15 protein-coding genes and 1 pseudogene are annotated in these 19,002 nt (G+C 34.2%); 4 read left to right on the top strand and 12 right to left on the bottom strand.

Annotated elements, in window-relative coordinates:
• Positions 1–14 precede the first annotated feature (14 nt).
• The 6 genes from XJ32_RS08960 to folE all read right to left on the bottom strand — a co-directional run bounded on the left by XJ32_RS08960 (position 15) and on the right by folE (position 6,908).
• A complete protein-coding gene (locus XJ32_RS08960; protein ID WP_077389194.1) occupies positions 15–773 on the bottom strand; it encodes a hypothetical protein in 759 nt (252 codons plus the stop codon).
• Between the two features lie 344 nt (positions 774–1,117).
• Entirely contained in the window at positions 1,118–1,567 is a 450-nt protein-coding gene (locus XJ32_RS08955) for a hypothetical protein (RefSeq protein ID WP_155761502.1), read from the bottom strand.
• Positions 1,512–2,663, bottom strand: coding sequence for a class I SAM-dependent methyltransferase (locus XJ32_RS08950; protein ID WP_077389190.1), 1,152 nt, complete (start codon positions 2,661–2,663; stop codon positions 1,512–1,514). Before XJ32_RS08950 ends, XJ32_RS08955 begins: the two co-directional genes overlap by 56 nt.
• A 256-nt stretch (positions 2,664–2,919) precedes the next feature.
• On the bottom strand, positions 2,920–5,085 hold the full coding sequence (locus tag XJ32_RS08945) for a menaquinone biosynthesis decarboxylase (protein WP_077389188.1): 2,166 nt from the start codon (positions 5,083–5,085) through the stop codon (positions 2,920–2,922).
• Position 5,086: 1 nt separating this feature from the next.
• Positions 5,087–6,313, bottom strand: a complete 1,227-nt coding sequence (locus XJ32_RS08940; RefSeq protein WP_077389186.1) for a GHMP family kinase ATP-binding protein — start codon at positions 6,311–6,313, stop codon at positions 5,087–5,089.
• Between the two features lie 64 nt (positions 6,314–6,377).
• The gene (gene folE / locus XJ32_RS08935; protein WP_254422532.1) at positions 6,378–6,908 is read right to left on the bottom strand and encodes a GTP cyclohydrolase I FolE; all 531 of its coding nucleotides are present in this window, start codon (positions 6,906–6,908) and stop codon (positions 6,378–6,380) included.
• Between the two features lie 522 nt (positions 6,909–7,430).
• Here folE and XJ32_RS08930 point away from each other — a divergent pair.
• Positions 7,431–8,372 carry a GTPase family protein gene (locus XJ32_RS08930; RefSeq protein WP_077389182.1) on the top strand — a complete coding sequence of 314 codons (942 nt, stop codon included), beginning with the start codon at positions 7,431–7,433 and terminating at the stop codon, positions 8,370–8,372.
• A 115-nt stretch (positions 8,373–8,487) separates the two neighbouring features.
• Here XJ32_RS08930 and XJ32_RS12015 read toward each other — a convergent pair.
• A pseudogene (locus tag XJ32_RS12015) lies at positions 8,488–8,655 on the bottom strand (NAD(P)-dependent alcohol dehydrogenase); the annotation flags it as partial.
• Positions 8,656–8,974: 319 nt separating this feature from the next.
• Here XJ32_RS12015 and XJ32_RS08925 point away from each other — a divergent pair.
• Positions 8,975–10,348, top strand: a complete 1,374-nt coding sequence (locus tag XJ32_RS08925) for an MBOAT family O-acyltransferase (protein WP_077389180.1) — start codon at positions 8,975–8,977, stop codon at positions 10,346–10,348.
• Positions 10,314–11,456 (top strand): SGNH/GDSL hydrolase family protein, encoded by a 1,143-nt coding sequence (locus XJ32_RS08920; protein WP_254422338.1) that lies wholly within the window; start codon positions 10,314–10,316, stop codon positions 11,454–11,456. The genes XJ32_RS08925 and XJ32_RS08920 overlap by 35 nt, the downstream gene beginning before the upstream one ends.
• A 146-nt stretch (positions 11,457–11,602) precedes the next feature.
• Here XJ32_RS08920 and XJ32_RS08915 read toward each other — a convergent pair whose 3' ends face one another.
• From XJ32_RS08915 to XJ32_RS08905, 3 genes are all read right to left on the bottom strand, one after another.
• The gene (locus XJ32_RS08915; RefSeq protein ID WP_155761501.1) at positions 11,603–11,848 is read right to left on the bottom strand and encodes a hypothetical protein; all 246 of its coding nucleotides are present in this window, start codon (positions 11,846–11,848) and stop codon (positions 11,603–11,605) included.
• A gap of 207 nt (positions 11,849–12,055) precedes the next feature.
• A complete protein-coding gene (gene priA / locus XJ32_RS08910) occupies positions 12,056–14,374 on the bottom strand; it encodes a replication restart helicase PriA (protein WP_077389177.1) in 2,319 nt (772 codons plus the stop codon).
• Between the two features lie 12 nt (positions 14,375–14,386).
• On the bottom strand, positions 14,387–14,698 hold the full coding sequence (locus XJ32_RS08905; RefSeq protein WP_077390277.1) for a hypothetical protein: 312 nt from the start codon (positions 14,696–14,698) through the stop codon (positions 14,387–14,389).
• A gap of 872 nt (positions 14,699–15,570) precedes the next feature.
• Between XJ32_RS08905 and XJ32_RS08900 the strand changes: the two genes are divergently transcribed.
• Positions 15,571–16,314, top strand: a complete 744-nt coding sequence (locus tag XJ32_RS08900; protein ID WP_254422337.1) for a portal protein — start codon at positions 15,571–15,573, stop codon at positions 16,312–16,314.
• 427 nt (positions 16,315–16,741) lie between these two features.
• On the opposite strand, the gene XJ32_RS08895 is transcribed toward XJ32_RS08900, so the two are convergent.
• A complete protein-coding gene (locus tag XJ32_RS08895) occupies positions 16,742–17,455 on the bottom strand; it encodes a hypothetical protein (protein WP_167619998.1) in 714 nt (237 codons plus the stop codon).
• A gap of 279 nt (positions 17,456–17,734) precedes the next feature.
• On the bottom strand, positions 17,735–18,862 hold the full coding sequence (gene alr, locus XJ32_RS08885) for an alanine racemase (RefSeq protein ID WP_077389171.1): 1,128 nt from the start codon (positions 18,860–18,862) through the stop codon (positions 17,735–17,737).
• Positions 18,863–19,002: the final 140 nt, after the last annotated feature.

Raw genomic sequence — 19,002 nt, 5'->3', positions numbered from 1 at the left:
CTAATTTTTAGAATCTATTTTGCTTTTATGTGCGTAATCTTTTTGCATTGCAAATCGCGTTGTGAGATGATCTCATCAAGTGTTGTGCTAAAAAGTGAGCCTTGACATTTGACCTCATATTGTGCCACTAGCTTATAAAAATCATCGTAAGATTCTATAATGCCATTCATAAAAGCATAGTGTTTTAACTCGCGTAAATCATAAATTGCATTGGCATTTGAAGCTATATTTGAAATTATAGATTGCAATGTAGTTTTTATATCTTCTTTGCTTTTTACATGCTTAAAATCCTTTGTGTAGAAAAATAAAAATTGCTCTTGATTTTGCACATTTGCAAACTTTTCTCCATAGTATTTTTTATATGGATTCTTAGTGAAAGACTGCAATGTGTAGCCTGCTATCTCCCCATCACATGGATATTTTCTTGTTGTAAGTAATGATTGTAAAGTTTTTACATACTGCTTATTAAAACCACATGTAAAAGTAATGTTAAGTTCTGGGATATTAGCTATTTTATAAGAGTCGTTTAACTCTTGTAGTTCGTTTATAGCCATGCTAAATGTTTCTTTTTTGGGAAGCATTTTTGCAATCTCTTTTACTTCTTCTAAAAATATTTTATCACTCTGCACATAAGCATATTTAATCGTATAGTTTGATGAGTTTTTAAAAGTATCTTGCATGACATTCATGCAAGAACTCAAACACAAACAAGCCAAAGCAATAACACAAAAATGTAATATATAGAACCTTGGTTTAATAAAATGTAAAATCATAAAAAACCTTATGTAGTAAGAAGTAAGTAATAATCAAAGCTAGATTTTGTTGATTCTATCATGAAAATTTCATAATAGCGAGGTTGCCATTGACCTTTTAAACATAGCTTTGATTTTAAAACAAGTAGTATAGCAATAAAACACTTACAAACTCTTATGTTAAGAAGCATTTATATTGAAAAAAGTGAAAATACCTTGTGAAACTAGATTTTTTATTGAGATGATATTTTGTCTTTTTGAGATGAAGTCAAAATCTCTTTTGTACAATCCAATCTCAAATGTTTTGCTTTGCTTAATAGATATCAAAACTTAACATCTGTTATAAACCAATATCCTACCCGATCTTACAAAATACCCAAATTCTTATAAAGCGGTATTTTTGGCAATAAATCCTGCAATACAGAATCAAGCTCTTTTATATTCTCTTTATCACTTTCTAAATCTACACCAGCCTTATTGAGTTTTCTACCTTGTGCCTTGAGAATATCCCATGCGAATGCACCTAAACCTTTTTCATCTACACCACTCATTAATCCATATAAAAACACTTGCGATACTTCATTAATCAATACACCGCCACCAATAAGTGGAGCAGCCGCATATCGCACATATTGCTTTTTGCACTGATTGCTGAAAATATGTCGATTGAAATCTATTGAGCGTTTTGCAATGGAATCTGTAATGTCTCTATTTGTTACTGGGTGTATATAGCCGCTTGTCATCATATCTGCGACAAGTTTAGCTAACTCTCGTATATGTAACCCCCCCCCCCCCCAGCTGTAGCTGTGCCTCACGCATGCTTTTTGGTGTATAAGAATCTTTTGCAAGAAATGCAATCATATCTTTCCTAATTGCATCAAGATCTTCTGCATCACTATCGGGTATGCTTGTAAGTGTAAAGCGGGTATTGAGAAACTTATCGCATATTTGCTGCCCTGATAGCTTTTGTGCCCCTTTTACAAATATATCATTTCGAAATTGTCTATTAAGATAGTAATCTTTTAGCTGCTCTTTTAATGTCGGTTCTGCGATTTGATCTAAAAAGGCTTGATTTTGCTTATTTAAACTAGAATCTTCATAATGCCACAAAGGTAATGCCCCACATGCAAATTGTAATTTACATGATTCCAAATCACGCACCATATCAACAAAGTAGCAACAATTTGCTCCATCATTAAAAAATTCATGTGCTAAATAGTCAAACTTTTCATTTTCTATTATTTGTGAGACTCGTGCTGCACTTGGATTATTCTGCAGATAAAGCGGATTCGTCTCTAAAAAGTCTTTGAAAAATCCAAGCGCATTACGGATTCGTTCGACTTTCGTACCAGATATATAGTCATGATACATTGTAAGTAACTTGCGTGAAGACCATTTGCCATCCCAGCCCGGAAAGCAATTATAGCTTACATATACAATACCGCCAACTTTCAAATGATCGCGGATAATCTGCAAAATCACCTTTTGATTCTCATAACTTACCCACGACCACACACCATGTAACACAATGTAGTCAAACTCTGCTTCTTGCTTTTGCAATCGTTTATACAATAGCTCAAAGCTATCATCATAAAGCTGTATATCCGCGTTGCCAACTTTGGCTAAGTTTCGTGCAAATAGGGTATGCGATGGATTAAAATCCGTCCCAACAAAACTCATATCAGTAGTGGCAGCATGCACGCATAAACTCACACCCCTACCAAAGCCCATTTCAAGATAGCTCTGCTTATCATTAGAATCACTGCTTGTTTGCAAACTAATGCAGTCGTGCTGACCGACATCAAAACCCGCAAAAGTGAGATTTAGATTCATAAAAAGTGGATTTAGATACGAAAAATAAGTATCAAGATACTCAATGTCTGTCAAATAACCATCATTCCAATTTGCCATCAATAGTCCTTTGGTGTATTTTGTGTGCGATATTGTAGCATAAAACTAGCTTTGTGTATTGATATTGTAAGTCCCAATTTTTGGCTTAACTCATGTTGCACTGCGAACACAATGCAATAGATATGATGTGAAATCTAACTTTTTTGTCTTAGAATAATAGCTAACAGAACTAAACCTTACCTTTTACAAAAACAACATCAATATATCATACATTAACAACACAAAGCGTAAAACAAAAAACCATAAAAATCAAAAACTACAAAATCCCAAATTGTTTATAAAACGACTCATCAATATCTTCTAGTAAGCCTTGCTCTTTTAGGCTATTAAGGATAAATTGAGAGCAAAGTGTATCTTTGGGCCATTCTCTATCATAGCCCTCTAACTTGCCCTTAGCGGTTGCGTCTAAAAAAGCACATTCTTTAATAATCTTTAAATCCCTTGCTACATCGATAGAATTTACCACACGCCATACAAGCATATAGTAATTTGTCAAAATATTATCACTATCTACAAAAATAAAAAATGCCCCATATTGTCTAAGGGTTTCATAGAATCTAGTCGCATATTCTAGTATTGGCGTATCTTTTTTGTTGATACCACAGATTATAAGCGGATTTTTATGCTTATAGATATGCAGAGATTCTATCTCATTTGCGATATTTTTCATAATTTTTAATAAGTCATTTTCGCTAATTTCTACAAAATTATGATTTAATATTTCACCGCTTGCATCAATGCCTAGCTTCCCACTCACAGCAAATCTCTCACACGCATGATCGAGTGCATCGCAGTTTCCCATAGTGCTATATAGCTTTTTAGTATTGATTCTATCAAGGATATAATCACATAGAATCTTGTAGTCTTTATGCAGTTTTGGTGCTTCTTCACTCACAAAAAGAGCATGTTTTACAAAGCTCATCTGCCCTATGCCAAAGAAAGTGTGCATCATTTGCAGACTTTGTGCGGGATAATCTGTCTTTACTTTCGCTAGTATAAGATTATGAAATACGCCATTTTCTGGCATAGAATAGTCAATAAGTCCATGTGCGCTTGTCTGTAAAAGCGGCAGAAAAAGCCGCTCTGTCATATAGCCCATATATTTATCTTCAAGTGGTGGCTTACCCACAACGGTGGCTAGATAGACTGGGTTACGCTTCATAGTGATGGCACTCACTTGCATGATGGGATAAGGCTCTATTGGCGTGTAAAATCCTGTATGATCGCCAAACTTTCCCTCCGGGGCAAATCTGCTTGTATCCACAAAGCCCTCAATCACAATATCACAATCATGCGGCACGGCTAATTCATTACTCACACATTCAGCTAATAGCGGATTTTTAGCGCGTATAAGTCCATAAAGCATAAGCTCAAAAATCTTTGGTGGCATAGGGGCTTGAGCGCACCATATATAAAGAGGGTCGCCACCTATGGCGATGCTTACAGGCATGAGTTTATTTGCTCTTTTGTATTCGTGGAAAAAATGCGTTGCATCTTTATGAATCTGCCAGTGCATAAGCAACTCATTATGAGAGTGAATCTGCAGTCGATACATACCGATATTATTAGATTTACCATCAAGACTTCGTGTATAAACCTGCCCCATTGTGATAAATCGCCCCCCATCTTCCTCCCAAGTCTTAAGTATAGGCAGTGAAAATAGATCTATTGAATCTTTTGTATAGATTCTCTCTTGACATGGGGGTTTGTTCTTATATTTTTTAGGGAATACATGTCGCATAGCCCATAACTCTTTTAGCTTTGCAAGTTTTTCACTCAAAGTCTTTGGCATGGAGAGATTGAGTAGATTTTTCATCACATTTGCAATAGATTCTAGGGATTTAAAATCTGCGTTTGAGTTGTAATGCGTAGCGATTAACTCCAGTCTTTTTTGAGAGCCAAAGACATTCATTAGGACTGGGATATGAAAAGATTCTATATCTTGGGTGGTTGTGTTAGAATCTTGGTTGCTAGAATCTATGCTGTTAAAATTAGATTCTATAAGATTGGATTCTATATGTGCGGTGTAGGTTAGGTCTTGTGTCATTTGTGTTGTTGGGTGTAGTTTTTTGTCATGTTGAGCATTACGAAAAGGCGAAATATCTTTTTTAGATTCCATGTTAGATACTTCGCCTAAAGGCTCAGTATGACAAGGTTTAGAATCTAGATTTTGAGAAATTTCGCTTTGCTTAGCATGACAATTACTAGATTGCATATTGTGTTGCGTGCATTCCGTGCTAGTCCCTGAAAGTGTAGAATCCTTATGTTTTCTATATATGGGACGAGTGAAAAGCAGGGCTTTAGAATCTTTTTTCTTCACTTCTAAATAGGCTAAATGCGGGATTTCTAACTCAATATCAAGGGGTGTGTCAATAATCTTTAATTCATTGTGAGATTCTAAAAAGCGGATAAAATCTTGCATACTATTCCTTTATATCATGATTTATGCTAAAAAAGCTTGAGCCACTGCCACTAAAATACACATTGCCATATTTTTTATGTAGCCCTTTTGCGATAGCTTCTAACTCATAGAGATTACAAGCAGGTTTATATAAGTCATTAAGCGTATATATATCATGTGCTTGTAATAGCGTAATGGAATCTTTTTGTAAGTCTATATTATCTTTTTTAGAATCTTTTATAGCTTGTTTTTCTCTAGCAAATTCTTTATATACTGCCCCTGTATTACATGCGATAGTATTACAATGGATAAGAAAATGCGGTAATTTTTCATAAAAAGGCTCTATAATCTCGCCTGTGCCATAGACATTTGCACTAAGAAAGTTTATAGAATGATCTTGTCTTTTTTGTTTGAGAGAGTCTAAAAATATAGAATCTAGATTCCTGTCATATTTGCAAGTGTGGGCAAGAGATTCGCTCGTGCGAGTGCGTAAGCACGAAATATCTTTTTTAGATTCTATATTAGAATCTTGTTTAGACTCTTTTATCATTTCTAAATCTTTAGATATCTTGCTACGCTCAACATGACAAATATTAGAATCCAAGTTTTCATCTTGTGTCTGCTTAAATAAAATAGAATCTAAATCCCCCTTACTTAAGTTTTGCTCTACATAAAAATATGGTGTGATATGTGTGCTATTTTGCGTATAAATCATAAGAAAAAAGGCTACATCACTACCAAGTGCTTTTGCATATTGATATAGAATCTCTTTGCTACAATTTAGGTTAAATAACTCATTGAGTAATAAAAGTATTAAAGCCGCATTCACACTGCCACCACCAAGCCCACCGCCAACTGGTATTCTCTTATCCACGATAATACGAATGAAGCAAGGATTAATGTTAGAATCTATATGTTTTGCTAAAAGTGCGTAAGCTTTATAAATGAGATTATCTTCTAGTTTGCAGTCAAAATTGCCATAGAGATAGCATTGTATTGCGTTATGCTGCTTTGTTGTTTCACTAAATGTTGTATATCTTTGCGGTAATTTTTTGACTAAATCTTTTTGTGTTAATACTTCGTTATCTAAAGACTCTTTTATAATTAAAAAGGAATCATATAGACTACTTTCTACTAAGCAAAAACGCGATTGTAATGTATGAAGATTCCCTATTTTTTCGCCTATTTTTAGTGTGATATTTATCTTTGGATAGGCTTTAGCATAATAAGCTTTCATTGTTTTAGTCATGCAGATTCTCTTATATTTTAAATAAAAAGGATATTATACATCATTGTTTTAGATTTACACAAAGCTAAGTTTTAATAAGCTGCATAAACTCCATTCTAGTCCTTGAATCTTGCTGGAATAATCCACGCACAGCAGAAGTGAGAATCTTTGAGTTTTGCTTGGCATTACCACGCATTGCCATACATAAATGCAGGGCTTCACAGACTACCATAGCCCCTTTTGGTTTGAGTGAATGCATGATGGTATCAGCGATTTGTGTGGTAAGCTTTTCTTGTATTTGCAATCGTCTAGCAAAGACTTCTACTAGCTTTGATAGATTTGAGATTCCAACGACTTTTTTATCTGGGATATAACCGATTGAGATTTTCCCAAAAAAAGGCAATAAATGATGCTCACACATTGAGTAAAACTCAATATCTCGCACAACCACCATTTCATTACATGCCCCATCGCTAAATACAGAATCTAAAATACTATTAGGATCTATTTCATAACCACTATACAGCATTTCATGCAGCTTTGCTACTCTCTCTGGCGTTTTTATGAGTCCCTCTCTTTTACCATCTTCGCCGATAAAGCAAAATAGGTCTTGCATGTAGCTTTGTGTGTTTTTTATATGTGTTTCTATATTTATTTTTGGCGTTTTTGATATGCTTTTTTTAGATGACATACTATTCCTTTTGATTTACTCTCAATTATAACACATAAAGCAAGATATAGCACTCATGCCCCTATGTTCTTAAAGTGAAATATTATATAAAATCATTTCTAGAATCCTGCGTTTATTCTTTAAAATTTGTTACAATTTGCGTTTTTATTTTAAATATATTTTTATGATTTAGAGTAGTTAGAGTGAAGCTTATAATGAGGATATTATGATTTTTTTTACTTTGCTGTGTATATAATAATGTAATCAAATTTTATCATTTTCACTCATAGCGAAAGTGAAATTCCCTATTCTATACTTATATCCACAAACTTTTCATATCAATCACATCACAAAATTTTGCCTCTCTTAAAGACGATGAGGTTTTATGTTATAGTCCTTGATTTGTTTTTTTTTTTTTGTAGAATGCACTCGAAGCTATATGCTTAATTTTACATTAAAGGATAAAAAATGATTTCTTTAAAAAAGTATCCATTTCCACAACTTCCAGAATCAGACTGGAAAAAGATTCTCAAAGAAATCCACAAGCTAAAAGACAAACTTGAAGATGAACAAAGAGAGGGTATGAAAGCTATCTTAGATAGTCTTGATATACCGCTTAATATCCTGCTAATGGGTGGCACAGGCGTGGGTAAAAGCTCTACAATCAATGCCATTTATGGAGCAAATAGAGTAGAAGTTGGCACAGGTGCCAGACCACAAACACAAGAGATAGAGCAATGTCAAATCTCTAAAAATATCACCCTTTATGATTCTCCCGGACTTGGCGAAGGGAGTGAAAAAGATAAGCAGCATATGGAGAAAATCGATAAATTGCTGACTGATACAGATGAAAACGGCAATGCTAAAATTGATCTAGTCCTTGTTATTACTGATGGAAGTGTAAAAGTGCTGGGGCAAGAGTATGAAACGATAAAATATCTGCTTAAAACACTAGGCGATAGTAAGCGGATTTTAATCGGGCTTAATAAATGCGATAAGGTTGAAAGTGAGGAATATTTTGATAGAGATAATAATGAGCTAGGCGAGGAACAAGAGCAGTTTTTGCAAGAGAAAGTTGCGGATTTGCAAGAGCGTATTAAGAAAGATACTGGACTATCACTTAGCAAAAAGGATATTGTGTGTTATAGTGCAGGATACTATAATAAAAGAAAACAAAAACAGTATAAGCCCTACAATATATTGCAGTTAGAAAAAATGATACTAAGAAAAATCCCAAAGCAAAAAAGAGTCGTGCAAAGGGTAGAAGAAAGCAAAAACGCTCACGACCAAAATGACTTTTGGGATAGCGTGGTTGATTTTGTAGATATGGTAACTGATCATATACCTGTGGTAAGAGATCTTAAAAAGGCAGGTAAAAAGTTATGGGATATTCTCACAGGCTGGTGGTAAGATACAAGGCAGAATCTACATTATAAAAATAGATTTTAGTGCTAAAAGGATAGCAAGTTTTAGAATAGATTCTAAAAATTTGTTATTATTTAGCCACTTTTGAGCTACGCTATTTTTACCCCTCCAAGCTTCCCATATCAATCACATAGCGGAATTTTGCCTTGCCGTTTGTAAGATTGCTATAGGCTGTGTCAATGTCCTTTACACTAATGATTTCTACTTCAGGGTAGATTCCCTGTTGCACGGAAATATCTAGCATTTCTTGTGTCTCTTTTATGCCGCCAAAGGGTGTATTGATACATAATTTTGTTTATTTGATTAATTCACCTTATATTTTTCACTAACTATATGTATTCACTTATTAAGATTGTGTTTTACAAGTATTTAGCTGTATTTATTTATTTATTTATTTGTCTAGTTATGTTTGTATCAAATTATGTTGAATATTGGTGTAAATCTGTATGGTTTTTAAGATTATAAAATATAAAATCATTTCTAGAATCCTGCGTTTATTCTTTAAAATTTGTTACAATTTGCGTTTTTATTTTAAACATATTTTTATGATTTAGAGTAGTTAGAGTGAATCTTATAATGAGGATATTATGATTTTTTTTACTTTGGAGTTTGCGATTGTATTCTTATTGTTTTTCTGTTTATACTGGGGGTTAAAATATGTAGGCAGAATCTATCAAAATGCTTTATTGTTGCTATTTAACTACGCTATATTATTATGGATTAATCCTTATTTTGGTCTTGTAGTAGCCATATATACGCTTGTTATCTATCTTTTTTCTAGTCTTATTTATCTGTATGAAACGCGGATTATGCTTACTTTATCGCTTGGGCTTGTTGTGCTAAATCTTGCTTTTTTTAAATATTTTGCTTCCATTAAAGATAGCTTTGATATGATATTTATGCTTGTTGGGCTTGATGTCATTGATATTAATATCTTATTTCCTTTAGGACTTAGCTTTTATACCTTTGCTTCAATTACCTACCTTGTGTCTGTCTCAAAGACTAGAAAAATGGCTAGTCTATTTTCTTTGGCAATATTTTTATCATTTTTTCCTACTTTTATTTCTGGTCCTATTATGCGGAGTGAGTTTTTCTTCTCACAGCTTCATAAAGAAAGACATTTTGGTAAGACAAGTCTTATTTTTACATTGATTTTATTTGGCTTATTTAAGAAAGTATTGTGTGCTAGTTATCTGCAAACCTATTCAGATTCTATATTACAAAATCCTGCTGATTATAGCTCTTTGACGCTTTTACTTGGAATCTATGCGTATGCAGTGCGTCTGTATTGTGATTTTAGTGGCTATGTGGATTTGGTGAGTGCATTTGCCTTAATGCTAGGCTTTAGCTTACCGCAAAATTTCAACATGCCCTATGCAGCAAGAAATATCAAAGATTTTTGGGGGCGATGGCACATTAGCTTATCGCTTTTTATACGAGATTATATCTACATTCCTTTAGGTGGGAATAAAAAGGGCTTTTTTCTAGCTCAAGTTTTTGTTATGATTTCTTTTGGCTTATCAGGTATATGGCATGGAAATACCTATAATTTTCTTATTTGGGGGCTTTTGCATGGATTTGGGACGATTTGCTTTAATTGCATGAGGGCATTAAAACTTTCTATACCTATCCCTTATGTAAGTGCTTTTATCACATTTCATTTTGTAACTTTTGCATGGGTATTTTTCTATTATCCAAACCTTGAAGACGCTCTCTTTTATTTAGAATCTTTCATGTTAAATAGCACAAAACCCTTTTTAAATACTGAGATTTTATTATGTATTTTATGTGCTATTTTATTTGTGCTTTATCCATTGTGTGAGAATATGGAGAGAAGATTTTCTATATTTTTCTACAAAATGCCTTTTATTTTGCAGCCATTTATATTTGCGGGTTGTCTTATTGGTATTATAGGATTTGGTCCAAGTGGCATTCCAAACTTTATTTATGCAGGATTTTGATATGCAAGGCACTAATATGGGAGTAATACGCTTTGTTTTTGTGGGACTACTTACTATGCTTTGTGTTTGCTATGTGTATCATAGAAGTATTATTTCCTACATTGTGCAGCAGTATCATTATGCAAGCGATATGATTACCACAGAATCTTCATTTTTTTTATTTGGGGATATGATTGCAGCTAGATTGGAAAAAATGCGAGTTGCCATCTTTGAACCAGAATCTAGCACAATAGAGTTAGCCCTGCCACAATATGATAAATCACCTATAACAGACACATTGGAATTCAATGAAGTCAAAAAGGAAGAGATTGTAGAATCAAATGATACTTCTACAAAAGATTCTAAACTAGCTAACGCAAATACACAAAAACCTATATTGCAAGAAGAGATTATAAATACAGAATCTACTTCTACTTACATACAAAATAGTGATAAAATGCTTATACTACCACCACAAACAAGGTTTCTGCTTATCGGTGATTCTTTAATGCAGGGCATTGGCATGGTTTTACCCCGTATGTTACAACAGCATGGTTTTCGCACAAAAAATCTTGCAAAGCAAAGCACAGGACTTACTTATCCATCATTTTTTAACTGGGAGAGGGCGACGATGCAAGCCTTTCAGCAGTATAAAGACATAGGCGTATTGGTCGTGTGTCTTGGGGCAAATGATCCATGGAATATGCCAAAAATGCGTTTTGGCACAGAGAGTTGGGAAGAAGTGTATAAAAATCGGATTCAAGCAATCATAAATATTGCAAAATCACATGGCACACAAGTTGTATGGTATGCAGTCCCTATGACAAAGAATGAAACTTTGAATAAGAAGTTAGCCTATCTCAACACGCTATACTATCAAGTCGTAAGTGCAAATGGCGGGATTTTTCTCACAGCTGATGCGATTTTACATAATGGCAAATTCAGTGCATATATAAAAGATAGTAATGGAAAAAGCAGACTAGTAAGAGCCCAAGATGGTATCCACTTTACCCCCTATGGCTCAAGACTGCTTGCAAAAACCTTGATAGACCGCATTGTGTTGCCCAAACAAGATACAGAGAATGAAGTAGATGATGATATAGAAAATATGGATAAAACTAAGTCATAAAATCCTTATTGATTTGATATGAGAATTTAAATGGCGGAGGGTGGGACGCAAAGGCACTTATAAGAGATTCTAAACTCTATATAACCTATAACCACAATCATGCCAATTCAACACGGAATCCCAAAATTTCACTATTTTTCTTAAATTCAATAATGACTAAAAGGTAGAGTTTCTGTATTCTTAGTTGTTTGTGCATAATTTTTTGTATTTATCTTTAGTGTATTAGAGAGTGCTAAAGCTAGGGCAGAATTTTTGTTTGCAGTGTATAACCTTGTGATTTTTTCTTTTGCAGAATCTTTATTTACATATTCTTTCTTTATCGCATTGCCTTTGTTATCATTAAGCATACCACATTCTATTACATTGGCATTTATACAATTTTCACTTTGCACGACTTCTAGTTGCGTATTTCTTATTTTTGATTTTATTTTACCAAAAGTAGCTTTTCCATGTAATTTTAGAATCTCAAGATAAGATTCTGTTACATCGTTTTGATAATATGAGTTTTAGAGTGTAAGCAAAGCCGTGGCATTCATTATATTCCTTTATATTTTTTTTACGATTATAATCTAAAACTTATGAGACTGAATATTTCCACATCAAAAACTAAGCGGGTCTATATCAATATCAATACAATTTTTTATATCTTTTGTAGCATATTTTAGTGCATGCTGCAGGGCTTTTTGTAATGTGAGATTGTTATATGAGCGAAGAAGGATTTGATAATAATATTTCTTTTTTATTTTAAAGATACTTGCCTCACTTACACCCACAATCTCAAAAGCATAGTCATTTTCACACTGAATCTTATGTAAGATAGAAGCAAATTCTTTTGCAAGATTATGTGCTTTTTTCTCACTGCTATGTCCAAAGCGAAGCAGGGCAAGGCGGCAAAAAGGTGGATACAAGGGATTTCTCTCATGCAATATATAATGTAAAACTCTCGTATAATCGCCCCATAGATTATTTATAAGCCCAAAATCTTTTGTTTGCACTAAAATATTTCCATGCTTTTTTCTCCCACTTCTCCCTGCGACTTGATACAGAAGTGAAAAACTTGTCTCATGTGCCCTATAATCTGGAATCTGCAGCATATAATCCATGCCAATAATTATGCTTAGAGTAACATTGGGATAATCATGCCCTTTTGCTATCATTTGTGTGCCGATGAGTATATCGATTTTTTGTTCTCCAAAATCATGTAGTAGGGCTGTGAGTTTTTTTTGTGTGCTAACATTATCTCTATCAAAGATGGCAATATTTGGCGTGAGATTATGAGATAAAAGGGCGGTTTCTAACTCTTTTTTAAACTCTTCTGTCCCCATACGCACACCACTTAGCATATCGCTACCGCATGTATTACAAGCCCTCGGGATTTGACTTGTGAAGTTGCAATAATGACACACAAGCGCATTCTTTTTACTATGCAAACTAAGCGTAATACTGCAATTTGGACATAGAATCTTTTGCTTACAAGTCCTGCATAATAGAATCTTAAAATTCGCCCTTGTTGGCAAAAAGATAATGACTTGCTCCCCCTTTTCAAGTGTGCTAGTGATAGCATGAAGTATATGCAAACTTATGCCAATTTGCTCACTTTCATCATAATGCAGTGTTTGTGTGCTATTATGAAATTTATTTTGCAAATGCAATAAATAGTTATGCTTTTTAGCTAAATAATAGCTTTTAGGGCTTGGCGTGGCACTGCCTAATATCACTTGAATGCCCTTTGTACTTAGGAAAATGGCTAGATCTCTTGCATGATATTTTGGGTTACTCTGTGATTTATATGAGTCATCATGCTCTTCATCGACAATGATTAAGCCTAGATTCTCAAACGGCAAAAATAAAGCACTTCTTGCCCCTGCAATGATTTTTAGCTTCCCATTTTGCAGGGATTGTAGTATCTTTTGCTTCTGTGTAGCTGTGCGTTTGCTATGCCATGTGTCCGCTAGGTTTGGAAAAGCGGTATTTAATCGCCCTTGCATTTGCGGTGTGAGTGAGATTTCTGGCATGAGTAGTAAGGCTTGTTTGCCCTCTTTGAGAGTTTTAGCAATAGCATGGAAATAAATCTCAGTTTTACCGCTACCTGTTGTGCCAAATATAAGGCTCAGGGATCTTTTACTGCATTCTGTAAAGATTTCTTGCTGATTGCTTGATAGGGTTTTTAGATTGCATAGGATTTCTGTTTGTGGGGGGTTGGATTCTATATTCTCTGTCAAATCTAGGTGAGATACGGGGCTTAGGGCGTAATTTTTAGAATCTAGATTCTTATCCAAATGGGTGGGTGCAGGGTGTAAGGGTGCAAAATTATTAGAATCTAGATTCTGTAAAAATTCGCCCTTGTCTATGCAATTTGAACGATTGATTGAATTAGAGGGGTAGTCATTATCGTTTAGATAACTCCTACCCTCTAATTCAATCAAAGCCTCCAAAGCCATAGAACAATTACTAGAATTTGTGGTTTTGTTTGCGTGGTTTGTTGGTGTAGAATCTAGATTCTTGTCATATTTAGATTCCATATCAAATGCTTGCTTACATTTAATATGATGATTAGATTCTAAATCCTCGTTTTTTTGTAGCTTAAAATTTGGCAACCCACTTGAGTGAATGTTAGATCCTAATCTCATATCCTTTGGCGTAAAAACTTGTGCAGTGATGCCTATGCTTTGCATATAATAAGCACTCATAAAGGGCAATAAAATGCGTTGTGTTTGTGTATAACTAAAATGTGATTTTTTAGCTTCAAGTATCTCAAACTCAAAGTTTTGATTTGATACTATCTGCACGATTATGCCTAGCTCCATTTTATTGCGTACGCTTACCTGCATAATATCATATAGCATAACTTCATCATGCGTATAATAAGTAAGCGGTGCAAGATTCCTATTAATAATTGCAACGACAATAAAGCACATAATACAATGAAACTAAGATTCTAAAGCTTGCACGATACGCATAAGCTCTTGTTCTGCGGCACTTTGATCTCTAAGAGTTGTTACAAAAAGTGTTAATAGTTCTTCTAGCGTGTATTGCTTTTGTGCGAATATGCTTACAATCTTTTGACGACAGATAGAATCCAGCTTTTCTAAACTTAGGCAAAATTTACGACTCTCAACTTGTATTGTAAGATGTGTTGGGATTGCGGTTGTGTCTTGTAAAACATTTTGTGTGTTATTGCTGTTTATGGAATTTTTAGAAGTATCTTTATTAACACAATCAGTATTCACAACATCAGACATTATAGAATCCGTGCTTGTTGCATGAGAGTTTGGGATGTTAGGGACTCTCCTTTGTTTGATATGATGGACAATAGATTCGGTCTTTTTGCCATTTTGAACCTTTAAAAAGGGTGAAATATCTTTATTCAGATTTGTTTTAGATTCCAGATTCATTCTATGTCCTGTGAGTCCGTTGTGCTGGTATGTGTTTTTTAGCAAATGACACAAGTGTGGCACACAATGGCACAAAAAATACAGCTTAAAAAGCTTTTTGGATTATAACACAACTTTTTAAATGCGATTTTTTGGGCTAAAGTGTGGCGTGAAGCATAAGAAGCAAAGAGCGATGTAAAACCAAGTAAATTCCTAGTTTTTATGCGATAAACTATTAAGAGATTTTGGGTCGCTTAAAATGTGGCGTGTGGGCGGTATCTCAAGACAATCTGTTTTAAAGCAGGATTAAGTATAAAGCCATGCAACATATAGCATTATGCTTTTTGTTTGCATGCAAATTAGACATAAACAAAGTGAAACACACAAAAAAACATGGTGCATAACAAAACTTGGTAAAAAGGCTTTTTGCGTGAATTTTACATGACTAGATAAGCTAAAAATCACAACAAAAGAATCCATTTTATTGCAACAAATCGAGTTTGTGAATAAAAAAGTGGTTTTTTTGGTATCGCCTTTGACAATTTTATTAACAATCACAAATATGGGTAGAGGGCATTTATATAGGTGCTTAAATAAGCTTGAAAAGATGAGGGTATTGCAATAACTGACTACCACAAAGATGCAAGAGAACAAGATTTTTTAGAAATTCACAACAAAAACAAAGCATAACGCAAACAAAGGATTATCAAATCAATAAGCAAAAATGCGATTTAGACTTAATGTGTGGAATATGTGCTGCTGAAGTATGGCTTAGTGAGAGTGAAATAGATAATGATTTAAAAATAACAATTAAGCATATACCAATAAATGCTTTATATATTGACCCTTATTCACAAAAAGAAGATGGAAGCGATTGTAAATACTATCATAAAGTGCTATATAACGATAAAGATGATATGATAGAGTTATATGGAAAAAGAGAATATGATATTATAAATAATGTAGGCATGAATGCTTACAGAGAAAGGGTAAGATACTTTGAAAGCTTTGTGCTAAATCCTAAGACACGCAAATATGATAGGTTTATATGGGATAAAACAGGCATTATGCAGACTGATACAAGCATATTTGACTTAAGACATTGCCCTATTGTGATAAGAAAGCTATATGTAGATTCTGCAAATGCCTTTTATGGAATCTTTAGGAATGTAAAGCCACACCAAGACTATGTAAATTTTGCAGAAAATAGAATGGCAAATATGCTAGGCTCTCAAAAGATACTCTATGAGATGAGTGCTGTGGATAATGCTGAAGAGTTCAGTAAGCATGTAAGCTTAGATAATGCTGTTGTAGGTGTGCGAGATGGGGCATTAAGTAGCTCTAAAATACAATTTCAAAATCACTCAAATGATGTAGCAAGTCTAAGCTCAAAGAGTAACGAGCATAGACAAATAGCAAGAATGCAGGCAGGTTTTAATATAGTCAGGCAATTGATTACCCTCATAACACTCTTTTGCTTCTAAAAACTCATTATAGCTTTCTTGTAAGAGATTGAGACTTTCTTTAAGACTTTGTAACAGCTTATCATGTGTTTCATTTGTTTTCATTCCGTATTAATCCTTTCTTTGATTAATATTCATCTTTGATTATACATTCATAAGATTAGCCTTTAAAATAGCTAGTCATTATCACTACAAGATAACTCCTAGCTATTTTAAAGGCTAAAACTATTAAAGCCATAATGCAACCTTAAAAATCTAGTTTGCTTTTTGCAAGGATTTATACCTTGCATTCCATTTTCCTTTCTCTGTTGTTATGTTACCATCTCTTGTCATGTTGCCTTTTCCCTTGTCATGTTGAGCGATAGCGAAACATCTAAACCTTATGCAAACTTACATAAAGGCTGCTAGACTTTGCAAAGCAATCCATTCACAAAAAGCAAAGCCGACATTAAGAAGCTTCAGTCCCATCTTCTTCATAGTCGTTATTATCAGTATTTATCGTATCACTATATCCTTGTGGCATACCTACACTACCTAACATAAGGGTATTACCACTACCCTCTAAGTTTGCTTCAGGTGTAGGCATACTACCTTGTGTGGTAGGATTAGAATCATTACTGCCATTACCTAAGCTTGATTGTGGCATATCTTCAATCCCTCGTGGCTTTGTGCTAGAGTTAACACCCATAACCATACCTTTCCCAGCACCCCCTTGTATCAATGCTCCACCATCGCTTTTATCTTGCACCATATCAAGCCCTTCGTGCTTCATTGGTCTATACTTTGAGTAATCTATCGTAGGGGCTACTTCACCACTACCACCCCAAGCTTTATCAACACTTGCGGCTAATTGATTATTAGCTAACTCATATTTTTGCTGCTTTTCTAACTCTAAGTTAAAATTCTTTTTAGCTAAAACCATTTGCTCTTTCATCTGCTTGTTTGCTTCTATAGTATTGTATATATCCATACCTAAACCAGCTACACTTGTTAAAGCTTGAACGGGTGCGGCAAACTTGCCTACCTTATCTAAACCTTGAGATAGCTTAGATACATCATTGGTTTTGTTACCAGCTTTTACTAGAGAATTCCAAACCTTTTGAACACTTTTACCAATAGATTTATAATCTTTATTATGTAGTTTTATATGCCTTTTAAGCACATAAAACCTAACTTTAAACATGAGTAATGTTTTTATGCGTCCTTTTTTAGAATACATTCAAAAAAAAATACACATAAGACGCAGACAAAAATGTGTTGGGTATATTATAAGGTATGCTTTGCATACAAATATTAACATGCATAATCTAACATCTATTCCCGCACACACTCAACAATCCAAACAGCATCAATGCTTATTTTGCAATATTTATTTTATTTACACAAACAACACATATTATTAATCAATCAATGCATGAGTTAATAAAGTAAATATCTTACACTATACATACACCCTTGCGACGCGTTTTGATACTGCACAAATAAGCTCATAATTAATCGTGCCTATGTGTGCGGCTAGCTCATCTACGCTAAGAATATTGCCAAAATCATCATAGCCAAACAACACAGCACAATCTCCCACTTTCACTTCTTCTATATCACTCACATCAACCATGCATTGATCCATGCAGATATTACCTATAACCCTTGCTCTTTTACCGCGTATTAGAACTTCTGCTTTATTAGATAAAAGTCGCATATATCCATCAGCATAGCCCACTGGTAATGTAGCGATTTTAGTTTTCTTATGTGTGATAAAAGTGCCACCATAACTCACACATTCGTTCGCATCAACCTCTTTGATATGCACGATATGCGCTCTAAAACTCATAACAGGTTTTAACTCTAAGCCTTGCATATCCACTGCAAAAGATGGCTTTAAACCGTAGGCAATGATACCAAGTCTTACCATATCTAAATGCGTTTTACTCGCATTCATGATACTTGCACTATTAGCACAATGTAGCAGTGTATCCTCATGCTTAGGAAGCAAAGATACAAAAGCACAAAATCGTTCATACTGCAGATTCAAATATCCCAAATCACAATCTGCACTCGCAAAATGCGTAAAGATACCACGTATAAAAACATTTGAGAGTTTTGCTATTTCATGGATTTCATTGAGACTTTTTGAATCGCATTGATAGCCAATTCGATTCATACCAGTATCAAGCTTGATATGTATTTTTGCTTGTTTATTCTGTCTTTTTGCACTTTTATTTAGCTCTCTTGCCATTTCTATATCATATACGCATAGCTCAATATCATGCTTAATCGCCTCATCAACGACAGAAGGTGGCGTATATCCCAAGACTAGAATCTTAGCCTGTGTTAAATGCTCTCTTAGCTCCATTGCCTCATCAAAAGTGGCAACACCTACTTGATAGATTCCGTGTGTTAGGGCGAGTTTTCCCAACTTTAATGCACCATGCCCATACGCATCAGCCTTTAAGACTAACATTAAATGTGTGCGTTGTGGCACATATTCGCGTATCAGTTTTAGATTATGTAGAAAATGGTCTGTATGAATATTTGCATAGACATAACGCTTTAAATCTTTATGTGCCATTGTGTTGCTTTCGTGGTTTGATAATATTTTGTAATTTTACTTAAAACTTTGCTAAGTGTTGTTAGCTTTTCATTTGTAATATAGCTATGAAATATTTAATTTATATAGAGTTTGCTATAATTATGCAAGTTTTTGAGTGA

This window comes from Helicobacter bilis (assembly GCF_001999985.1).
Classification (GTDB): domain Bacteria; phylum Campylobacterota; class Campylobacteria; order Campylobacterales; family Helicobacteraceae; genus Helicobacter_A; species Helicobacter_A rappini.
Note: the sequence above shows the minus strand (reverse complement) of the source record. Positions and strands in the feature narration are given on the sequence as shown.